We start from the raw sequence: 19,868 nt of genomic DNA, 5'->3' as shown, positions 1-19,868 counted from the left end.
GGAGAGACGCTGAAACGCAGTTTTTTGCCCTACTCCACCTATCGTCCACGCGTGTGCCTCATCGTCGAGGTCGTCGCCCCGCTGTCCGCGCTCCCGTTCGGTCCCGCGGCCGAGGAACACGACGTCGAACTGGAGCTGGAACGGTCCGTCCCGACCGCCTCGCAGGCGGCGTCGTTCGTCTGGGTCCGCGGTCCCGACGCGGGGGCGTTCGGAGAGTCGGCGCGGTCGCTTCCGAGCGTCGACGACCTCACGCTCGTCGAATCCGTCTCGGACCGGGCGCTCTACGGCGTCTCGTGGGACGTCTCTCAGGCTCCGATTTTCGACGCGTTAGTGTCCAGAGACGCGGTTCTCTTAGAATGTCTCTCGACCGATGACTCGTGGTGGCTCAAGCTCCGCGTCTCCTCGCACCGCGTGCTGACCGACCTCAGACGCGAGTGGGCGGCCCACGGCATCGACGCCGAGTTCGACCGCATCACGTCCGTCGCGGCCGAGGAAGCGCCGGCGAGCGAGGGGCTGACCGACACGCAAGTCGAAGCCCTGCTCCTCGCGCTCGACCGCGGCTACTTCGACGAGCGACGGGACACGTCACTCGACGAGCTCGGTACGGAGCTCGGAATCTCGCGGCAGGCGGTCGCGGCCCGCCTCAAACGCGCCTATCGAACGCTCGCAGAGCGAATTCGCGACGAGCGACCCCCACAATAACGGGTTACATAATCAACGCACACCAATAGGTACCCGACTACCCATTCGGACTATATGGACGACCCGCTCGAAGATGGAGCCGGGTCCGTGGTAACCACCTCCGTCGACCGCTACGACGAGGTGGCGGTCGCCATCGCTTCGGCGGTCGCGACTGCCACGGAACTCAGCCCACTCGAACTCCCGCCGCTCTCGGACATCGGTGTCGACCCCGAAGCGCTCGACGTTCTCTTTCGCCTCTCTCACGACCCGTCTCGAAGGTTCTCGTTTCAGTACGCGGGCTATCTCGTCTCGCTGTTCGGCGACGGAACGCTCACCGTCGACACGCTCGACGAGTAGCGAGGCGCGACCGGCCGCCGACCGCGACACGAACCCCATGGCGGCTCCCCGAACCCTGCGACGCCCGCCCCGCGCTCGAATTCGAAAACCGTCGCCCTGTCGTGCGATTTCGTAGCTCGGCCTCGCCGAAACGTATTTATAGAACTGCAATCGTTGATAGCGGTTGAGGTTTCAACATGGCTTCACGAATGCAGCAACCGTTATACATTCTCGCAGAGGGGACGAACCGAACGCACGGCCGCTCCGCGCAGGACTCCAACATCCGCGCCGGAAAGGCGGTCGCCGAAGCCGTACGGACCACACTCGGCCCGCGCGGCATGGACAAGATGCTCGTCGACTCCTCGGGCGAGGTCGTCATCACGAACGACGGCGCGACCATCCTCGAGAAGATGGACATCGAGCACCCCGCCGCGCAGATGATCGTCGAAGTCTCCCAGACCCAAGAGGAGGAAGTCGGCGACGGCACGACCACCGCGGCCGTCCTCACCGGCGAACTCCTCGCGCACGCCGAGGACCTCCTCGACGACGACCTCCACCCGACGGTCATCGTCGAGGGCTACACCGAGGCCGCCCGCATCGCCCAAGAGGCCATCGACGACATGGTCCTCGACGTGACGCTCGACGACGACCTGCTCCGCAAGGTCGCCGAGTCCTCCATGACCGGCAAGGGCACCGGCGACGTGACCGCCGACGTGCTCGCCAAACACGTCGTCAAGGCGGTCCAGATGGTCCACGGCGACGCCGACGGGGCCTTCCACCGCGACGACGTTCGCGTGCTCACCCGCACGGGCGCGTCCTCCTCGGCGACCGAACTCGTCGAGGGCGTCGTCCTCGACAAGGAACCCGTCAACGAGAACATGCCCCGCGCCGTCTCCGACGCGACCGTCGCGGTCCTCGACATGAAACTCGACGTGCGCAAGGGCGAGGTCGACACCGAGTACAACATCACCTCCGTCGAACAACTCACCGCCGCCATCGACGCCGAGGACAGCGAACTCCGCGGCTACGCGAAGGCCCTCAAGGACGCCGGCGTCGACGTGGTGTTCTGCACCAAGTCCATCGACGACCGCGTCGCGGGCTACCTCGCCGACGCGGGCATCCTCGCGTTCAAGAGCGTGAAGAAGTCCGACGCTCGCGCCCTCGCCCGCGCGACCGGCGCGAAGCGCCTCGGTTCGCTGTCCGACCTCGACGAGTCCGACCTCGGTCACGTCGACTCCGTGAGCATCCGCACCTTCGGCGACGACGACCTCGCGTTCGTCGAGGGCGGTTCGGCGGCGAAGGCCGTCACGCTGTTCCTCCGCGGCGGCACCGAACACGTCGTCGACGAACTCGAACGCGCCATTCAAGACGCGGTCGACGTGGTCGTCGCCGCCATCGACAAGGGCGGCGTCGTCCCCGGCGCGGGCGCGACCGAAATCGCCATCGCCGACCGCATCCGCTCGGAGGCCGCCGGCATCGAGGGTCGCAAGCAACTGGCCGTCGAGGCCTACGCCGACGCCATCGAGGCGCTCCCGCGCACCCTCGCCGAGAACACCGGCATGGACCCCATCGACGCGCTCGTCGACCTCCGCTCCCGATACGAAAACGAGGGTATCGCCGGCATCATCTCCACCGGTCGCTCCGGCGAAATCGGTGACCCCGTCGAACAGGGCGTCATCGACCCCGCCGCGGTCAAGCGCGAAGCCATCGAGTCCGCGACCGAGGCCGCGACGATGATCGTCCGCATCGACGACGTCATCGCGGCCAAGTAACCGAACCGTCCGCAGAACACACTCCCCCATCCAACCCATCCTCCGGCGGCGCGCTCCGCCGCCGGGCCACTTCGTGTCGCTTTTTCCGTCTGTCCGCTCTCACACGGCCGCTCCAGAGCCGTGCCGCGGCGCGAGCACATATCAACTGGCCGCTACGTTCTTCAGTCGTGAGCGTCGAACTGCACTCCATGTCCGACGAAGTCGGGCTTCCGGAAGCCGTGTCGATGGCGATCGGTGGAATGGTCGGTGGGGGTATCTTCGCCGTGCTCGGCGTCGTCGCCGGCGCGGCCGGGACCCTCGCGTGGGCGGCGTTCGTCGTCGCCGGCGTGCTCGCGGTCTGTGCCGGTTACTCGCTCCTCCGACTGAACGGCCTGTGCGAGTCGCCGCGGTCGCCCGTCGGCTACGTCGAGCGGTTCACCGACAGCACCACGCTCTCGGGCGTCGTGGGTTGGACCTTCGTCTTCGGCTACGTCGGGACGATGGCGATGTACGCCTACGCCTTCGGCGGCTATTTCGTCGAACTCACCGGCGTCTCGTCGGTCGCGTCGGTCTCGATACAGCCGTTCGTCTCCGCGCTCACCGTCGCCGCGTTCGTGGGCCTCAACGTCTTCGGCGCGCACGCCTCCGGGCGGGCCGAAGACCTCCTCGTCGGACTCAAGGTCGCCATCCTGCTCCTGTTCGGTCTCGGCGGCGTCGCCTACGGCGCGACCCACGGCGGCCTCGGGTTCGGCCTGTCGAACGTCGGTATCGGCCCGCTCGTCGCGGCCGCCGTCTCCTTCGTCGCCTTCGAGGGGTGGGAGCTCCTGCTGTTCGACCAGGAGAACATCGCCGACCCCCGGGAGACGGTCAGAAAGGCGGTTTACATCTCCATCGCGGGCGCGACCGCTCTGTACGTCCTCGTCGCGCTCGTCACGACCAATCTCGCCGGAATCGACGCCATCCAGCGGCACGCCGAGACCGCGCTCGCGGTCGCGGCCCAGCCGTTCCTCGGACAGGCCGGGTTCGTCCTCATCTCGGTCGCGGCGCTGTTCTCCACGGGCAGCGCCATCAACGCCACGCTGTTCAGCTCCGCGCGGCTCTCGAAGCGCCTCGTCGCCGACGACCTGCTCCCGAGTCGGCTCCGCGACGACTCCGCCGACGAGCCGATTCGCCCGCTCGTGACGCTCGGGGTGCTCGCCGCCGGGTTCGCCTTCCTCGGAAGTCTGGACGCCATCAGTTCGTTCGCGTCGCTCGCGTTCATCAGCATCTTCGGCGGCCTCTCGCTTCTCGCGTTCCGGGAGCGCGAGAACCTCCGGACGACCGTGATTCCCGCCGTCGGAACCGTCGGCGCGCTCGGCTCCGCGGTCGCGCTCCTGTGGCACCTGTTCGACGCCGAGCGCGGGACGTTCTGGACCGTCCTCGCGCTCGCGGTGGTCGTCGTCGGCGTCGAGATGCTCTACTTCGAGCGCGAGACCATCGCGGACGAGGTCCAGTCCGCGGAGCGGGGCGTGGAAAACGAACTGTAACGTCCGGCGCGCGGCCTCGGATTCGCCACTCAGACCCGCGGTAACCGCCAGTCGTAGCGGAGCGCGAGCAGCCGAACCGAGAAGACGAGCGCGGCGCACAGCCCCGAGGGGACGCCGGTCGGCGCGCCGGCCGCGCGGGCGGCGAGGAACCCGATGCCCCCGACGACCGCGGGCGTCGCGTAGAAGTCGTCGCGGAGGACGACCGGCACGCGCCCGATGAGAATATCGGCGATTGAGCCGCCGCCGACGGCCGTGATGGTCGCGAGGATGACGACGCCGAACGACGTGACGCCGGCGTCGACGCCGACGAGCGCGCCGGTCGCCGCGAACGCCGACAGCCCGACCGCGTCGGTGGTCAGGAACGCCGGGTGGTCGCGCACGCGGCCCTCTATCGAGTGGATGAGGACGATTGCGAGGCCGACGCCGACGAGCGCGACGCTCATGTCCCACGTCGCCGCGAGCGAGGCCGGCAGCCGGTCGACCAGCACGTCGCGGGTCGTCCCGCCGCCGAGGGCGGTCACGATGCCGAGCACGGAGACGCCGAACACGTCGAGGCCGGCCTCGGCGGCCTTGAGCGCGCCGGCGACCGCGAACGCGAGGAGGCCGACGACGTTCATCACCGCGAAGGGGTCGACCTCGGGGACGACGACGGTGACGGGGACGGCGGCGGAACTGAGTGCGGGGACGGAGGCGAGAGCGCCCATCAGTCGACCCGGAGCTCGACGCGGTCGCCGGGCGCGAGGCCGAACGCCTCGTCGCCGCGGCCGTGGTTCACGTCGCACTCGACGTTGCCGTGGCTGCCGACGGTGAGCAGTCGCTCGCCGCGCGCGACGGCCTCGAAGGTGCGACCGACCGGGACCGACTCGCCGTTTACCGTCGCGCGGTCGCCCGCCGCGTCGCGGACGAACTCGCCCGGGACGTTGGTGATGCAGTTGCCGAAGTCGTCGACGACGAGCACCTCGCCCGTCGCCTCGCGGCCGTCGGCCGAGACGGTCGCCTCGGGGAGGCGGCACTCGGCGAGCGAGTCGACGGGAATCGGTTCGAAGCGGTCGACCGACCCGAGCGCCGACGCGCCCGCGACGTGGGCGTCGGCGGCCGCGGGCGCGAACACGTCCCGCCCGTGGAAGGTCGTCGAGTCGGGGTTCGGAACGTCGATTTCGTAGGCTTCGACCGGTGCGTCGGCGTCGCCGAGGGCGTCGACCACGCGTCTCGCTGGCGGGCGGAGAACGCCGTTATCGGGGCCGACGAGAACGTGGTCGCCGACGCGGAGGACGACCGCGCGCCGGTCGGTCCCGACGCCGGGGTCGACCACGACGAGGTGGACCGCGGGCGGGAAGTACGGAAGCGTCTCGCGGAGCCAGAAGGCGGCCGCGCGAACGTCCTGCCGCGGGAGGTCGTGAGCCACGTCCACGAGTCGCGCGTCGGTCCGCGAGAGGACGACGCCCTTCATCGCGGCCGGGTACGCCAGCCCGAAGTCGGACGCGAGCGTAATCATCTCAACAGGGGTTCGGGTCGCGGCTCCCGTCGTCGCCGACGCGCTCCGACCCGTCGGTGGCCGTGACGCGCTGGAGGCGCTCGATACCGTCGATTTCGCGGACCACGTCGGCCACCTCGTCGGGGACGAGCGACTCCCAGTCGCGGTCTTCGATCATGCGCTGGCGAACCTCCGTGCCCTCCAGCACCTCGCGGTTGAACATGGGCGACTGGTGGACCTCGACGCCCGCCTCTTTGAACAGTTGGATGACGAGCGGGTTGTTGGAGTACGCCACCTCGAAGGCGGGGGACATCGACTGGACGTGGCTGACCCACACCGAGTTGCGGTCGAGGTCCTCGATGGGGACCGCGTAGGTCGCGATGTCGAAATCCGAGACGGCCTTGTTGACCATCATGATTCGTTCGCCCGCGGTGAACGGGTTCCGCGGCGAGTGCGAGTCGCCCGCGGACCCGATGCCGAGGACGAGCTCGTCGACCTCGGTGGCAATCTCTTCGACCATTCGGTGGTGGCCGTTGTGGTACGGCTGGAACCGGCCGATGTAGAACCCCCGCATGCATCGGGCGTTAGTCCGGATTACTTATAAATACGCCGAGTCACGAGAATTCCGGTATTCTGGTGGTAGGGCCGTCGAAACGCGAGGTTACGGCAAGGTACGCCGGATGCACCCGGGGAGAAAGTATATCAGTCGCAGGGCCTACGTTAGAAGTAGCGACGACAGTTCTATGAGTAACGATACGAACACCGACGACAGCCTCCACGAGCGGGAGGATTCACCCGACGACGCGCCCTCCGAAGAGGGCATCGACGACGGGGGGACGCTCCAGCACGACGAGGCCGAAGAGGTCGACAAGAAGACGATCGACGACCTCGGGAGCGATGTCGAAATCGACGCCGACGTGGCCGAGAACGTGGACGAAGACGACCTCCTCGGTGGTCTCCGGATAGAGACGACCGACGAGATTCCCGTTCCGGACCGCCTCGTCGACCAAGTCATCGGGCAGGAGCACGCCCGCGACGTCATCATGAAGGCGGCCAAGCAGCGCCGCCACGTCATGATGATCGGCTCCCCGGGGACGGGGAAGTCGATGCTCGCCAAGGCGATGTCCGAGCTTCTCCCCCGCGAGGAGCTTCAGGACGTGCTCGTCTACCACAACCCCGACGACGGCAATCGCCCCAAGGTCCGCACGGTCCCCGCGGGCAAGGGTGACCAAATCGTCGAGGCGCACAAAGAGGAAGCACGCAAGCGCAACCAGATGCGCTCGTTCCTCATGTGGATCATCATTGCGGTCGTGCTGGGCTACTCGCTCATCATCGCCCAGCAGGTCCTGCTCGGCATCCTCGCCGCGGGTATCATCTACCTCGCGTTCCGCTACGGCTCGCGCGGTAGCGACGCGATGATTCCGAACCTCATCGTGAACAACGCGGACCAGAAGTCCGCGCCCTTCCAGGACGCGACGGGTGCCCACGCGGGTGCCCTCCTCGGCGACGTCCGCCACGACCCGTTCCAGTCCGGCGGCATGGAGACGCCCAGCCACGACCGCGTCGAACCCGGCGCGATTCACAAGTCGAACAAGGGCGTCCTGTTCGTCGACGAGATAAACACCCTCGACGTGCGCAGCCAGCAGCACCTGATGACGGCCATCCAGGAGGGCGAGTTCTCCATCACGGGCCAGTCCGAGCGCTCCTCGGGCGCGATGGTCCAGACCGAACCCGTCCCGACGGACTTCATCATGATCGCCGCGGGTAACCTCGACGCGATGGAGAACATGCACCCCGCGCTCCGCTCCCGTATCAAGGGGTACGGGTACGAGGTGTACATGGACGACACCATCGAGGACACCCCCGAGATGCGCCGCAAGTACGCGCGCTTCGTGGCCCAGGAGGTCACCAACGACGGCCGGCTCCCGCACTTCACCGAGGAGGCGGTCGAGGAGCTCATCCTCGAAGCCCGCCGCCGCGCCGGCCGCAAGGGCCACCTCACCCTCGAATTCCGCAACCTCGGCGGCCTCGTCCGCGTCGCTGGCGACATCGCCCGCGGCGAGAACGCCGAGCTGACCACCCGCGACCACGTGCTGCAGGCCAAGCGCCGCGCGCGCTCCATCGAGCAGCAGATCGCGGACCAGTACATCGAGCGCCGCAAGGACTACGAGCTCTCGGTCAACGACGGCTTCGTCACCGGCCGCGTCAACGGCCTCGCCGTCATGGGCGAAGACTCCGGCATCATGCTCCCCGTGATGGCCGAAGTCACGCCCTCGCAGGGCCCCGGTCAGGTCATCGCGACCGGCCAGCTCAAGGAGATGGCCGAAGAGTCCGTCCAGAACGTCTCGGCCATCATCAAGAAGTTCTCCAACCAGGACCTCTCGGAGATGGACGTGCACGTGCAGTTCGTCCAGACCGGCCAGCAGGGCGTCGACGGCGACTCCGCGTCCATCACGGTCGCGACCGCCGTCATCTCCGCGCTGGAGGACATCCCCATCGACCAGTCTGTCGCCATGACCGGCTCGCTGTCGGTGCGCGGCGACGTGCTCCCGGTCGGCGGCGTCACCCACAAGATCGAAGCCGCCGCGAAGGCCGGCTGTTCGACGGTCATCATCCCCGCCGCCAACGAGCAGGACGTGATGATCGAAGACGAGTACAAGGAGATGGTCGACATCATCCCCGTCTCGCACATCAGCGAGGTCCTCGACGTCGCCCTCGAAGGCGAACCCGAGAAGGACTCGCTCGTGGACCGCCTCAAGAGCATCACCGGCTCCGCCCTCAACAAGGGCAAGGGCGTCAAGGGGCCGTCCAGCCCCAGCCCGCAGTAACGCCGGATGACCGACTGGGCGGCGTTCGCAGGCTTCACCGGCCTCGTCCTCGCCGTCTTACTCTCTCTCGCGCACCTTTCTCGCGGCGTCCCGCACGCGGAGGGGACCGGCTCCGACGCACTCGACGCGCCCGCCGCTCCGGGCGACGGCGCTTCCGATTCCGACTCCCGAGCGACTGCCGCGGGCGACTCCGTTTCGACCGCTGCCGAGTCGGACGAGACCGACCACTCGGCCGAACTCGACACCGTCTCTCTGGCTTCCTTTTCGGTCGATTCGACCGACGCGTCACCGCGTCCCGAGTCGTCGACGCCCGCGGAGGGCGACGTTGCGGACGACCACGCTGACGTTGACGCCGCCCCTGAGTCCGAATCCGAACCCGAGTCCGACACCGACTCCGACCGAGCGACACCCCCCGGCGTCACCGCGGCCCCCGTTTCGGCCGTCTCGGAACGCTCCGGCTCCGCCGAGGACCTCCCGCCGCACCTCCTGCTGGCTAACGTCGCGCTCTCGCAGGCCTTTCTCGGCGGCTTTCTCGGCCTCGGCGCGTGGTACGCGGGCGTGCCGGCCGCGGCGCTCGGCCTCTCCGCCGCCGACCTCCCGACGCAACTCGTCGTCGGCGCCGGACTCGGACTCGCGCTCTACGGGGCCAACCGGGTCGGTTCGACGGTCAGCGAGCGGTTCGGCGTCGCGCCCGACGAGGCGGTCCGCGAGTCGCTGACGCCGCGGACGACCGCGGGCTGGGTGTTCCTGTTCGCGGTCGCGCTTCCGCTCATCGCCGGCTTCGAGGAGTTGCTGTTTCGGGGGGCGCTCGTGGGGGCGGTCGCCGCCGGCTTCGACGTGTCGCCGTGGCTCATGGCGGCGGTGTCGTCGGCCGCCTTCGGCGCGGGTCACGGTGCGCAGGGCCGACTCGGCATCATCGTCACCGGCCTCCTCGGGTTCGTCCTCGCGGCGGCGTTCGTCCTCACCGAGAGCCTGTTGGTCGTGGTCGTCGCCCACTACCTCGTGAACGCGCTGGAGTTCGCCGGCCACGAACTGTTCGGCTGGTAGCGGGCGTCGGACGCGCCGCCGAGTCCCGCCGAACCGCTCGCCGTCGCGGCGGCGGCGCGGGGATGCGTTCAAGTGCCCGCATCACGCGTAGCCAGTATGGATATCGATACGCGGCAGTTGACGCAGGCGGGGCTCATCGGCTATCTGGCGCTCGTCGTCGCGGCGTTCGCCACGGGGAACCCGACGCTCCGACTCGCGGCCGACGCCGCCTTCGGACTGACGGCGATTCTCCTCGGCGTCGTCACGCTCAGGATTCCGGTCGACAGCCGACTCAAGTACGTCGCCGGCGGCGGCTTCGTCCTCGCGGGCATCTCACAGTTCGCCGAACTCGCGACCGGCGTCGGCTCCGTCGGCCTCGCGAGCACGCTGTTCCTCCTCGGCGGCCTGCTCGGCTACCTCGCGCTCCGCCGGGAGACCGACGCGATGCCCTTCTGACTTCCGGCGACTGCGACGGTGACCGCGACGATGACGGCGGTGACCGCGGTTGCGACAACGACCGAAAACTAGATTCCTTCCGACTTCCGGAGCGCCTCGACCACGTCGTCGGGGGCGGCGCTCGGGCCGTCTTTCACGCGGTGGTCGGGGACGACGACCGGAACGGGATTGGCCGCGAGCGCCTCGCGGACGACGCGCTCGGAGTCGTCGTCCTCGGGGTCGAGGCCGGACATGCGGACGAGCAGGGCCACGTCGACGGTGTCTCCTCGCGGGACGTTGCGAAGCGACTCCAGCACGCTCCGCTGGTCGGTCGGGACGGTCAGACCGATGGGGACCGACGAGAGGTCCGTCTCGCCCCGGTCGATGGCGGCCAACACGGCGTCGAGGTGGTCGTGGTCCGACTCGGCGTCCGCCGGCAGCGAGTCCGGAAACGAGACGTTGATGACCTTTCCGCTGACCACGCCGACCTGCACGGGGCGACCGAGCGTGGACGATTCGCGCGCGTAGATTCCCGAGACGGGCATACGTTCGGCTCCCGTCGCCGGACGCTTGACCCTTCCGGCGACGGCGCTCGGTTTCGGGTCCGTCTCCGCGCGCCGCTCGCCCGCGTGCACGCGAGAGACGGTGAGTGTCCCCGACGACGCAAGCCTTATGTACAAATACGTGCGTTAGTGTACATCAATGAACGCTAGTGGAGACGAATTAGCTCCCGACGTGCGCGCCATCTTGGAGGCCGCGCGGGAGCGACCCGGCGGGGAGACGCGCGTGTCGGTCGACGCGCGGTCGTTCCCCGAGGCCGTGGCCGAAACGGAGGCCGCGGGCCGGGTCCCGGTCATCGCCGAGGTGAAGCCCACGAGTCCGACGACCGAGGGCGTCCGCGAGGACGACCCGGTCGAACTGGCCCGCGAGATGGTCGCCGGCGGCGCGACGGCGCTGTCGGTCCTCACAGAGCCCGAGCACTTCGGCGGCTCGGCCGAGTCGCTGCGGCAAATCCGGGAGGCCGTCGACGTGCCCGTCCTCCGCAAGGACTTCATCATGAACGAGGACCAACTGGACGTCGTGGAATCCGACCTCGTGCTCCTCATCGCGCGGTTCGTTGGCGATGACCTCCCGGACCTCGTCGAGGCGGCTCGCGACCGCGGCTTCCAGCCGCTCGTGGAGGTCCACACGCGCGAGGAACTCACCGCGGCGCTCGCGGCCGGAGCCGACATCGTCGGCATCAACAACCGCGACCTCGGGAAACTCGAAGTCGACCTCGGCACGTTCGAGGAACTCGCGCCGGAAGCGCCCGACGACGTGCTTCTCGTGGCCGAAAGCGGCGTGAAGACGGTCGAAGAGGCGCGGCGGATGCGCGAGGCCGGTGCCGACGCCCTCCTCGTCGGGACCGCCATCATGGACGGCGACGTACGACAGAACACGGAGACACTCACACAATGAGCGCAGACGGCAAGTTCGGCGACTACGGCGGACAGTACGTTCCCGAGGCCCTCATGCCGGCCATCGAGGAACTGACCGACGCGTACGAGCGGTACGTCCTCGACAACGAGGACGGCTTCATGGACGACTTCCGCGCGCGACTGCGGGACTTCGGCGGTCGGCCGACGCCGCTTCAGCGCGCGGACCGGCTCTCCGAGCGCTACGACCGCGAGGTCTACCTCAAGCGCGAGGACCTGCTTCACGGCGGCGCGCACAAGCTCAACAACGCGCTCGGGCAGGTCCTACTGGCGAAGTACATGGGCAAAGAGCGCATCATCGCCGAGACCGGCGCGGGCCAGCACGGCACCGCCACGGCGATGGCCTGCGCCCACCTCGATATGCCCTGCGAGATTTACATGGGCGAACGCGACATCAACCGCCAGCGCCCCAACGTCTTCCGGATGAAGCTCAACGGCTCCGAGGTGAACCCCGTCACGGTCGGCCGCGGCACGCTCAAGGAGGCCATCTCCGAGACGATGCGCGACTGGGCGACCAACGTCGAAGACACGCACTACGTCATCGGCTCCGTCGTCGGCCCGCACCCGTTCCCGAGCATGGTCCGCGACTTCCAGTCGGTCATCTCCGAGGAGGCCCGCACGCAGGCCAGAGAGAAACTTGGTCGACTCCCCGACGCCGTCGTCGCCTGCGCGGGCGGCGGCTCGAACACGATGGGCGCGTTCGCCGAGTTCGTCGACGACGAGGAGACCGCGCTCTACGCCGTCGAGGCCGGCGGCTCGACGCTCGAAGTCGACGAGGAAGCCGGCGTCGCGCCCAACTCGGCGTCGCTCACGACCGGGTCGGAGGGCATCCTCCACGGCGCTCGCACCCGGCTCCTCCAGGACCGCGACGGACAGATTATGGAGTCGCACTCGGTGTCGTCCGGGCTCGACTACGCCGGCGTCGGTCCCGAACTCGCGTACCTCGTGGACACCGGTCGCGTCACCGCCGTCAACGTCGACGACGACGAGGCGCTGACCGCGTTCCACCGGCTCTCGCAGATGGAGGGTATCATCCCCGCGCTGGAGTCGGCCCACGCGTTCGGCTACCTCGAATCGGTCGCCGGCCCCGACGCGCCCGACTCGGCGGAGGCGGACGCCCTCGGCGAGTACGTCGTCGTCAACGTCTCCGGCCGCGGCGACAAGGACCTCGAATCGGCCATCGAGGAGACCTACGAGCGCGACATCGACATCGCGCCGAACATGGACGAGTTCACGGGGGGCCTGTGATGTCGCTCGAAGACGCCTTCGCCGACGGCCCGGCGTTCATCCCGTACCTCGCCGCCGGCGACCCCGACTACGAGTCCTCGCTGAAATACGTCGAGGCGCTCGAACGCGGCGGCGCGGATATCATCGAACTCGGGCTTCCGTTCTCGGAGCCCATCGCCGAGGGGCCGACCATCCAGAACGCGGTGGTTCGGTCGCTCGAAGGCGGCATGACGCCGACGCGCTTCTTCGAGTTCGTCGAGGACCTCGACGTGTCGGTGCCGCTGGTCTGTATGACCTACTACAACCTCATCTACCGCTACGGCGAGGAGTCCGGTCCGCGGCCGTTCGTCGAGAAGGCGGCCGAAGTCGGCATCGAGGGCTTCGTCGTTCCCGACCTGCCGGCCGAGGAGGCCGGCCCGCTCCGCGAGGCCTGCGACGAGTTCGGCCTCGACCTCGTCTTCATCGTCGCGCCGACGACCCGCGGCGAGCGCCTCGACCGCATGATGGAACAGGTCTCGGGCTACGTCTACGTGCAGGCGCGTCTCGGCACGACGGGCGCGCAGTCGAGCGTCTCCGACCAGACCGGCTCGTCGCTCGAACGACTCGCCGACTACGACGTGCCCAAGGCGGTCGGCTTCGGTATCAGCAGCGGCGACCACGCGGAGCGCATCGTCGCGAGCGGCGCCGACGGCATCATCGTCGGCAGCGCGCTCGTGGACATAGTCGCCGACGGCCACGAGAACGGCGACGACGCCGAGACGGTCGCCGACCGCCTCGAAACGCTCGCCCGCGAACTGAAAGAAGGTGCAGTGGCCGGCGCCTCGCAACGCCCACCGCATCCGGAACGCACATAACCGCTCTGCCACCCTTTCTCATACATGAACACAGACATCGGACTCTCCGCACGACTCGAACGCATCTCCACAGACGGGCGATACCTCATCGTCCCGATGGACCACGGCATCACCCTCGGCCCGGTCACGGGCCTCGTCGACATCGAATCCACCATCGACGGCATCACCCGCGGCGGCGCGGACGCCGTCCTCACGCACAAGGGCACCGCCCCGCGCGTCCACCCGAACAAGAACGGTAAAGGCTACATCGTCCACGTAAACGGCTCGACCGTCATCGGCCCGGACGAAAACGACAAGCGACTCACCGGCACCGTCGAAGACGCCCTCCGCGTCGGTGCCGACGCCGTCTCCTTCCACATCAACGTCGGCTCGAACTACGAGCCCGACCAGATGACCCAGCTCGCCGACCTCTGTTCCCGCGCCGCCGACTTCGGCGTGCCCGTGCTCGCGATGTCCTACGCCCGCGGCCCCGGCATCGACGAACAGGACCCCGAGGCGCTCGCCCACGCCGTCCGCCTCGCCGAGGAAGTCGGTGCCGACGTGGTGAAGACGGCCTACAGCGGCGACGCCGACTCCTTCGGCCGCGTCGTCGAGGCCACGCGCCTGCCGGTCGTCATCGCCGGCGGGAGCCGCGGCACCGACCGCGAGACGGTCGAGATGGTCCGCGGCACGATGGACGCCGGCGCGGCCGGCGTCTCGATGGGCCGTTCCATCTTCCAACACGAGAACCCCGAAGCCATCACCCGCGCCGTGAGCGCCGTCATCCACGACGACGCCGACGCCGATACGGCTCTCGAACGCGCCGGCCTCGGAATCGAAGCGTAACGCGGGCCTCTTCGGACGACGGTTCTGTTTTCGGCTCCCTTCGGCATCCAGCCTACAGATAGATACCTGCCGAGCGCGAACCCCGAGCATGCGCGTCACGATGTGGGAGTTCGCGGTCGACGTGGACGAACGACTCCTCGGATGTCCGACCGACTCGCTCCGAACACAGCTCGCCGAGTACGAACGCGGGGAGCGACGCGAGTTCGACGTGGACGTGCGATTTCCCGACTCCTTTACCGGCGACGTGATGCGCGTGATGGCGTCGATTCCGTACGGCGAGACGCGCACCTACGGCGAGGTCGCGGCCGAACTCGACAGCCACGCGGTCGCCGTCGGCCAGGCCTGCGGGCGGAACCCGGTCCCGCTCGTCGTCCCGTGTCACCGCGTCGTCGGCGCGGACTCCCTCGGCGGCTTCTCCGCCGCCGCCGGCGTCGAACTGAAGCGCGCGCTCCTCGACCACGAGCGCGGCGCGGTCCAGACGGGGCTGGACGCGTTCTAACCGATTTCATATCGCCGTAACTGGTTTATCGAGCTTCGATTTGGTCGGGAACCGCCGCGCGGGCTAGTATTTCTCGACGACCCTCGGTCGAACCCAACACAGTTCGACTTCCCGTCCGGCGCTCGCCGAACGGTCCAGCTCGGCCCGCATTCGATTGCTCCGTCTTTCTGTGTCGGCGACGGCGTACCGTTCCCGGAACGCGACCCGAGTCACCGGCCCTCTGTCGATGACGGTGACGGCCGTGCGTCTTTCCCACCGCAACCCCCGGAGTTTCGTGCGGAATGTCGGGTGGTGCGTGTACGGTTCCGACCGATTCTGTGCCTGGAGTCAGTACCGGGATAGCCCGGTCGAACTCGCCTCCCAACCCGTCGGAGGTTCGGGCATCACAATCGATTCCGGGCCGTGCAGTCGATTCGTCTCTCGACTGACCGCCGCGGTCGACCTGTCTGACCGCGAAATTTCGTTCCGAACTGCGTCTCAGTCATCGTCCTATCTGAACGACGTTTTGGACTCGACAGCCCCGGTCGAAGTCTTCGATTCGACCGCGGGTTACCCTCCGAACTCGGCCGTAACCACCGTGTGCTCTACGAACCGTTTTCCGGACCCAACAGCCCGGAGCCTCGGACTCGCGTCAGCGCGTTCGAATCGGTCGTTCGACTCCGAATTTCGACCCGGGTTCCCCAAAATAAATCGTATAGCGCGATATAGAATTGCGGGGCGCGGCCGCACCGACCCCGAGGGACCCGTTCGCCGTCCGTTGATTCATTCGCCACGTTCAAGCCCACCCACCGAGTGAAGTCGATAATGACACGAAGCGTCTGGCTCAAAGCCGACGACGCGGTCGGCGACTGGGAGACGCGGAAGCGACGCATCACGGCCGGACTGGAAGCCGGCGTCGACTGGGTTCTCGTCGACGAGGCCGACGTCGAGAAGGTGCGCGAACTCGGTGACGTCAACATCGCCGCGTTCCGGACCGACGCCGACGTTCACGTGATGGAAGCGGAAGAAGACGACGCGGACCCCGAGGCGCTCGCCGACGCCTATATCGTCGGCAAGGACGGCGAGGGCGACGCGACCGTCGAACTCCCCTCCGATTTCTCCGGTTCTGCCGACCTGACGACGCTCCGCCGCGGCGACGACCTCGCAAACGGGTCGTACGTCCGCATTCTGAGCAAGGACTACGAGGCGTTCGCCGAGGAGGCCGCCCGCGACGGCGACTACACCATCGTCATCGGCGAGGACTGGACCATCATCCCGCTGGAGAACCTCATCGCCCGCATCGGCGACGAGACCGACCTCATCGCTGGCGTCACGACCGCCGAGGAGGCCAAGACCGCCTTCGAGACGCTCGAACTCGGCTCCGACGGCGTCCTCCTCGACAGCGACGACCCAGACGAGATTCGAAAGACCGTCGAGGTCCGCGACGAGGCCGAACGCGAGTCGCTCGACCTCGTCTGGGCCGAGGTCACGGAGGTCGAACGCACGGGCATGGCCGACCGCGTCTGCGTCGACACGGGCACCATCATGGACCACGACGAGGGGATGCTCGTCGGCTCGATGGCTCGCGGCCTTTTCTTTGTCCACGCCGAGACGGCGAAATCCCCGTACGTCGCGTCTCGGCCGTTCAGGGTCAACGCCGGCGCGGTCCACGCCTACGCGCGGACCCCCGACGGCGGCACCGTCTACCTCTCCGAACTCGAAAGCGGCGACGAGGTGCAGCTCATCGACACGAACGGGAACACCCGCGAGGCCATCGTCGGGCGCGTGAAGATAGAAAAGCGACCGATGTTCCGAATCTCCGCCGACTACGAAGGCGACCGCGTCACCACGCTCCTGCAGAACGCCGAGACCATCAAGGTCCACACCCGTGAGGGACGGACCGCGGTCACGGACCTCGAACCCGGCGACGAGATGCTCATCTACTACGAGGACACGGCTCGCCACTTCGGCGAGGCCGTCGAAGAGAGCATCATCGAGAAGTAATTCCGGAGAACCGTTTTTTCGGGGCGGACCGCCGACGCGAGCGCCTTATCCTTCGACCGTGTACCACTCGAGTTCCGTCGCACACCACGGACAGAAGTCGAGGTTTCGGTCGAGTTCGCCGCCGCAGACCGGACAGGTCGGCTCGCCGTTCGCGTTGCGGCCGCGGGGGCGAATCCCGACGCGGTAGGCGTCGAACGCGCTCAGGAACAGCAGTCCGAGGACGGGAATCAGCACCTCTCTCGGAACCGAGTCCACGGTCACGGTCGCCGGGTCGGCGAACGTCGAGAGCAACACCAGCCCCGCGCCGACGACGAAGGTGAACCACGCAATCGCGCGTCGCCACTCGCGGAGGTAGACGTGGCCCGCCCCGGCGATTCCGAGCGAGGCACCAACCACGCCGACGAGGGCTGCGACGAACGCGCGACGACGAGCATCGGGCATTGTTCGTTGGCGTCGTCGTCCGCACTCTTAAACGTCTGGATTATCCGATAGTCAGTTAACCGGAACCGAAGCCCGACGGGACGCGTTCGAACGCCCCGGATTCGAGCGTTTCGAGGTTAGTCGGTCGTCTGCGCGTCTTCCGAAGTCGGCGTCGTCCCCGCGGCGCTGGCGGCCCCGGCCCCGTCGTGCGGTTCGTGTTCGACGACGAACTCGCGGTCCGACCCGTCGGCCGACGCCTCGACCGACGTCACGCGGTACAGACGGATGCGACGCTCCTGTTTCGTCACGACCGGGAAGTCGTAGTGCTCGGCGTCGTGGCCGGGGCGCTCGTCGCGGTCGGCGACGAACTCCCGGTGGTCGTCGAGCCGGCGTTCGACCTCCGCGCGCGAGCGTTCCGGGAGGTCGTCGAGCCGCGTTTCGAACCCGGAGACGAGGTCGGCGTCGAGGTCGTAGCCGACCGAGTTCCGGCCCGCGAGCATGGCCGCGAGCGTCGTCGTCCCGGTCCCGGCGAAGGGGTCGAAGACGGTGTCGCCGTAGACGGAGTACATCCGAATCAGCCGGAGCGGAAGCTCGACGGGGAACGCCGCCGAGCGCTCTCTAGTGCCCGAATCGAGGCGCTGGTCGGTCCCGCCGAACTCCCAGAGGTCGGAGAACCAGCGGTTTCGCTCCTCCCAGAAGAAGGCGCTCTCGTAGCGCCGGTCGTCGCCCGGCGGGAACGACCGCGCTTCGCCCTTGCGGACCACGAGCACGTACTCGTGTTCGAGCGTGACGTAGGCGTTCGTCGGGAGCGTTCCCGACCCCATGAATTTCGTCAGGCTGTTGGTCGGCTTGCGCCAGACGGCGTCCGGAAGCGGCGTCAGCCCGCGCTCGCCGAGCGCGGTGAGCACGCGGGCGTGGTTGGGGTACTGGCGAAACGACCCGTCGAGGCTCCGGGTCGCGTCGCCGACGTTCACGCAAGCCAGCCCGCCGGGGGCGAGCACGCGGGCCACCTCGTCCCAGACGGCGTCGAGCTGCTCGTGCATCGCCTCGAACGCGGCGTCGCCGTCGCCCTCGTCGAGCGCCGCCGCGACGGCGTCGTCGCGCGCCGAAAAGAGGTCGTCCCACATCTCTATCATGGGGTACGGCGGCGACGTGACGACGAGGTTCACGCTCTCGTCGGCGAGTCCGGTGTCGGCGGCGTCGCCCACCGTGAGGGCGTGAGTCGTGCGCATCGTACGGACGTGTTCGCCCCGAAACAAAACCCTTCGCCTCGGTGCGGAGCCGGTCGCCCCCGCGCCGCCGGTCCCCGCGGTTCGAAGCCCCGGCCGGCCGCTCGCCGCGTCGAGCGCCGCCGCTGGCGAGCGAATAACCGAAAATCGAGTCGTCTCGTCCGATTCGAACCGCCGTCCGGCGCGGTCGTCCGGCGCGCGTGCTCAGACGAGGCCGAGGTTCTCCTCGGCTTCGAGGAGTTCGTGGTAGCGGTTGCGGATGGTGACCTCGGAGATGTCGGCCACGTCGCTGACGGCGGCCTGCGTGGTCTTCTCGTTGGTGAGGAGGGCGGCGGCGTAGACGGCGGCGGCGGCGAGGCCGACCGGCGACTTACCCGAGTGGACGCCCTTCTCCTTGGCGTTCTTCAGGAGTTGGCGCGCGCGCATCTTCGACTCGTCGGAGAGGCCGAGTTCGCTGGCGAACCGCGGGACGTACTGCTCGGGGTCGGCGGGCTTGACCTCCAGCGAGAGTTCGCGGGCGATGTAGCGGTAGGTGCGGGCGACCTCGCTCTTCTCGACGCGCGAGACCTCCGCGATTTCGTCGAGCGAGCGCGGGACGCCGGCCATGCGGGCGGCGGCGTAGGTACACGACGTGGCGACGCCCTCGATGGAGCGGCCGGGCAGCAGGTCGTCGTCGAGCGCGCGGCGGTAGATGACCGACGCCGTCTCGCGGACGTTCTCGGGCAGGCCGAGCGCGGAGGCCATGCGGTCGATTTCGCCGAGCGCCTGCTTCAGGTTGCGCTCTTTGGAGTCGCGGGTGCGGAACCGCTCGTTCCACTTGCGGAGCCGCTGCATCTTCTGGCGCTGGCGCGCGCCGAGGGAGTTCCCGTACGCGTCGCGGTCGCGCCAGTCGATGTTCGTCGACAGGCCCTTGTCGTGCATCGTGTTGGTCGTCGGCGCGCCGACGCGGGACTTCTCGTCTTTCTCGCGGGCGTCGAACGCGCGCCACTCGGGGCCGCGGTCGACGGAGTCCGCGGTCACGACGAGTCCGCAGTCGTTACAGACGGTCTCGCCGTGTTCGTCGTCGGTGACGACGTGACCGCCGCACTCGGGACACTGCAGCGTGTCGCCCTTCGTGTCTTCCTGTTCGGTTTCGGCCTCCTGTCGGCCGTTCTGCGTGTTTCGTTCCTGCTCCTGTGCGCCGGGGTTTCGGGTCCAGATTCGTTCACTCATGGATACGACGGCGGGTGCTCCGGGATGGGGTGGTTAGAGGCGGCTAGAACCCGGATGCTGTCCGTAACACCAGCAACCGCAGACGAC

Annotated in this window: 20 protein-coding genes; 13 read left to right on the top strand and 7 right to left on the bottom strand. The window is 68.3% G+C overall.

The annotated features are described in order from the left end of the window. Positions 1–51 precede the first annotated feature (51 nt). The 4 genes from C454_RS03570 to C454_RS03555 all read left to right on the top strand — a co-directional run bounded on the left by C454_RS03570 (position 52) and on the right by C454_RS03555 (position 4,294). Positions 52–702 (top strand): helix-turn-helix domain-containing protein, encoded by a 651-nt coding sequence (locus tag C454_RS03570; RefSeq protein ID WP_004972695.1) that lies wholly within the window; start codon positions 52–54, stop codon positions 700–702. 54 nt (positions 703–756) lie between these two features. Next, positions 757–1,038, top strand: coding sequence for a HalOD1 output domain-containing protein (locus C454_RS03565; protein WP_004972693.1), 282 nt, complete (start codon positions 757–759; stop codon positions 1,036–1,038). Between the two features lie 188 nt (positions 1,039–1,226). Beyond that, the gene (gene thsA, locus C454_RS03560; RefSeq protein ID WP_004972691.1) at positions 1,227–2,789 is read left to right on the top strand and encodes a thermosome subunit alpha; all 1,563 of its coding nucleotides are present in this window, start codon (positions 1,227–1,229) and stop codon (positions 2,787–2,789) included. Positions 2,790–2,977: 188 nt separating this feature from the next. Further along, positions 2,978–4,294, top strand: coding sequence for an APC family permease (locus C454_RS03555; protein ID WP_004972688.1), 1,317 nt, complete (start codon positions 2,978–2,980; stop codon positions 4,292–4,294). A gap of 29 nt (positions 4,295–4,323) precedes the next feature. On the opposite strand, the gene C454_RS03550 is transcribed toward C454_RS03555, so the two are convergent. The 3 genes from C454_RS03550 to C454_RS03540 are packed head-to-tail and all read right to left on the bottom strand — an operon-like array spanning position 4,324 to position 6,342. After that, positions 4,324–4,998 (bottom strand): trimeric intracellular cation channel family protein, encoded by a 675-nt coding sequence (locus C454_RS03550; RefSeq protein ID WP_004972685.1) that lies wholly within the window; start codon positions 4,996–4,998, stop codon positions 4,324–4,326. Continuing rightward, a complete protein-coding gene (locus C454_RS03545) occupies positions 4,998–5,789 on the bottom strand; it encodes an SAM hydrolase/SAM-dependent halogenase family protein (RefSeq protein ID WP_004972683.1) in 792 nt (263 codons plus the stop codon). The genes C454_RS03550 and C454_RS03545 overlap by 1 nt, the downstream gene beginning before the upstream one ends. A gap of 1 nt (position 5,790) precedes the next feature. Then, on the bottom strand, positions 5,791–6,342 hold the full coding sequence (locus C454_RS03540; protein WP_004972681.1) for a nicotinamide-nucleotide adenylyltransferase: 552 nt from the start codon (positions 6,340–6,342) through the stop codon (positions 5,791–5,793). A gap of 169 nt (positions 6,343–6,511) precedes the next feature. Here C454_RS03540 and lonB point away from each other — a divergent pair, with 169 nt between their 5' ends. From lonB to C454_RS03525, 3 genes are all read left to right on the top strand, one after another. Further along, positions 6,512–8,596: an ATP-dependent protease LonB gene (lonB, locus tag C454_RS03535; protein WP_004972677.1), complete on the top strand. Its 2,085-nt coding sequence runs from the start codon at positions 6,512–6,514 to the stop codon at positions 8,594–8,596. Between the two features lie 6 nt (positions 8,597–8,602). After that, the gene (locus C454_RS03530) at positions 8,603–9,643 is read left to right on the top strand and encodes a CPBP family intramembrane glutamic endopeptidase (RefSeq protein ID WP_004972675.1); all 1,041 of its coding nucleotides are present in this window, start codon (positions 8,603–8,605) and stop codon (positions 9,641–9,643) included. Positions 9,644–9,739: 96 nt separating this feature from the next. After that, positions 9,740–10,078 (top strand): hypothetical protein, encoded by a 339-nt coding sequence (locus C454_RS03525; protein WP_004972673.1) that lies wholly within the window; start codon positions 9,740–9,742, stop codon positions 10,076–10,078. Positions 10,079–10,146: 68 nt separating this feature from the next. Here the strand turns inward: C454_RS03525 and C454_RS03520 are convergent, their stop codons facing one another. Further along, complete coding sequence (locus C454_RS03520) at positions 10,147–10,602, bottom strand: MGMT family protein (protein WP_049905008.1); 456 nt, start codon at positions 10,600–10,602, stop codon at positions 10,147–10,149. A gap of 157 nt (positions 10,603–10,759) precedes the next feature. On the opposite strand from C454_RS03520, the gene trpC reads away from it, so the two are divergent. The 6 genes from trpC to C454_RS03490 all read left to right on the top strand — a co-directional run bounded on the left by trpC (position 10,760) and on the right by C454_RS03490 (position 16,920). Then, a complete protein-coding gene (gene trpC, locus C454_RS03515) occupies positions 10,760–11,515 on the top strand; it encodes an indole-3-glycerol phosphate synthase (RefSeq protein ID WP_049904947.1) in 756 nt (251 codons plus the stop codon). Continuing rightward, positions 11,512–12,780 carry a tryptophan synthase subunit beta gene (gene trpB / locus C454_RS03510; RefSeq protein ID WP_004972665.1) on the top strand — a complete coding sequence of 423 codons (1,269 nt, stop codon included), beginning with the start codon at positions 11,512–11,514 and terminating at the stop codon, positions 12,778–12,780. Before trpC ends, trpB begins: the two co-directional genes overlap by 4 nt. Next, complete coding sequence (gene trpA, locus C454_RS03505; protein WP_004972663.1) at positions 12,780–13,613, top strand: tryptophan synthase subunit alpha; 834 nt, start codon at positions 12,780–12,782, stop codon at positions 13,611–13,613. The genes trpB and trpA overlap by 1 nt, the downstream gene beginning before the upstream one ends. A gap of 24 nt (positions 13,614–13,637) precedes the next feature. Continuing rightward, entirely contained in the window at positions 13,638–14,438 is an 801-nt protein-coding gene (locus C454_RS03500) for a 2-amino-3,7-dideoxy-D-threo-hept-6-ulosonate synthase (protein ID WP_004972661.1), read from the top strand. Positions 14,439–14,526: 88 nt separating this feature from the next. Then, a complete protein-coding gene (locus C454_RS03495; protein WP_004972659.1) occupies positions 14,527–14,937 on the top strand; it encodes a methylated-DNA--[protein]-cysteine S-methyltransferase in 411 nt (136 codons plus the stop codon). 804 nt (positions 14,938–15,741) lie between these two features. Then, the gene (locus tag C454_RS03490; RefSeq protein WP_004972657.1) at positions 15,742–16,920 is read left to right on the top strand and encodes a 3-dehydroquinate synthase II; all 1,179 of its coding nucleotides are present in this window, start codon (positions 15,742–15,744) and stop codon (positions 16,918–16,920) included. Between the two features lie 45 nt (positions 16,921–16,965). Here C454_RS03490 and C454_RS03485 read toward each other — a convergent pair whose 3' ends face one another. From C454_RS03485 to C454_RS03475, 3 genes are all read right to left on the bottom strand, one after another. Next, positions 16,966–17,361, bottom strand: a complete 396-nt coding sequence (locus C454_RS03485) for a DUF7575 domain-containing protein (RefSeq protein ID WP_004972655.1) — start codon at positions 17,359–17,361, stop codon at positions 16,966–16,968. 116 nt (positions 17,362–17,477) lie between these two features. Continuing rightward, positions 17,478–18,572 carry a DNA-methyltransferase gene (locus tag C454_RS03480; protein ID WP_004972654.1) on the bottom strand — a complete coding sequence of 365 codons (1,095 nt, stop codon included), beginning with the start codon at positions 18,570–18,572 and terminating at the stop codon, positions 17,478–17,480. A gap of 201 nt (positions 18,573–18,773) precedes the next feature. Then, entirely contained in the window at positions 18,774–19,781 is a 1,008-nt protein-coding gene (locus C454_RS03475; protein ID WP_004971221.1) for a transcription initiation factor IIB, read from the bottom strand. Positions 19,782–19,868 lie beyond the last annotated feature (87 nt).

Origin of the sequence: Haloferax gibbonsii ATCC 33959 (assembly GCF_000336775.1) — an archaeon.
In the GTDB taxonomy this organism is placed as follows: Archaea; Halobacteriota; Halobacteria; order Halobacteriales; family Haloferacaceae; genus Haloferax; species Haloferax gibbonsii.
The sequence above is the reverse complement of the archived record's forward strand: the minus strand, read 5'-3'. Positions and strand labels throughout refer to the sequence as shown.

Coding starts and splice junctions, on each gene's coding strand:
- C454_RS03565 (WP_004972693.1), top strand. CDS start 757: ATGGACGACCCGCTCGAAGATGGAGCCGGGTCCGTGGTAACCACCTCC.
- thsA (WP_004972691.1), top strand. CDS start 1,227: ATGCAGCAACCGTTATACATTCTCGCAGAGGGGACGAACCGAACGCAC.
- C454_RS03555 (WP_004972688.1), top strand. CDS start 2,978: ATGTCCGACGAAGTCGGGCTTCCGGAAGCCGTGTCGATGGCGATCGGT.
- C454_RS03550 (WP_004972685.1), bottom strand. CDS start 4,998: ATGGGCGCTCTCGCCTCCGTCCCCGCACTCAGTTCCGCCGCCGTCCCC.
- C454_RS03545 (WP_004972683.1), bottom strand. CDS start 5,789: ATGATTACGCTCGCGTCCGACTTCGGGCTGGCGTACCCGGCCGCGATG.
- C454_RS03540 (WP_004972681.1), bottom strand. CDS start 6,342: ATGCGGGGGTTCTACATCGGCCGGTTCCAGCCGTACCACAACGGCCAC.
- lonB (WP_004972677.1), top strand. CDS start 6,512: ATGAGTAACGATACGAACACCGACGACAGCCTCCACGAGCGGGAGGAT.
- C454_RS03530 (WP_004972675.1), top strand. CDS start 8,603: ATGACCGACTGGGCGGCGTTCGCAGGCTTCACCGGCCTCGTCCTCGCC.
- C454_RS03525 (WP_004972673.1), top strand. CDS start 9,740: ATGGATATCGATACGCGGCAGTTGACGCAGGCGGGGCTCATCGGCTAT.
- C454_RS03520 (WP_049905008.1), bottom strand. CDS start 10,602: ATGCCCGTCTCGGGAATCTACGCGCGCGAATCGTCCACGCTCGGTCGC.
- trpC (WP_049904947.1), top strand. CDS start 10,760: ATGAACGCTAGTGGAGACGAATTAGCTCCCGACGTGCGCGCCATCTTG.
- trpB (WP_004972665.1), top strand. CDS start 11,512: ATGAGCGCAGACGGCAAGTTCGGCGACTACGGCGGACAGTACGTTCCC.
- trpA (WP_004972663.1), top strand. CDS start 12,780: ATGTCGCTCGAAGACGCCTTCGCCGACGGCCCGGCGTTCATCCCGTAC.
- C454_RS03500 (WP_004972661.1), top strand. CDS start 13,638: ATGAACACAGACATCGGACTCTCCGCACGACTCGAACGCATCTCCACA.
- C454_RS03495 (WP_004972659.1), top strand. CDS start 14,527: ATGCGCGTCACGATGTGGGAGTTCGCGGTCGACGTGGACGAACGACTC.
- C454_RS03490 (WP_004972657.1), top strand. CDS start 15,742: ATGACACGAAGCGTCTGGCTCAAAGCCGACGACGCGGTCGGCGACTGG.
- C454_RS03485 (WP_004972655.1), bottom strand. CDS start 17,361: ATGCCCGATGCTCGTCGTCGCGCGTTCGTCGCAGCCCTCGTCGGCGTG.
- C454_RS03480 (WP_004972654.1), bottom strand. CDS start 18,572: ATGCGCACGACTCACGCCCTCACGGTGGGCGACGCCGCCGACACCGGA.
- C454_RS03475 (WP_004971221.1), bottom strand. CDS start 19,781: ATGAGTGAACGAATCTGGACCCGAAACCCCGGCGCACAGGAGCAGGAA.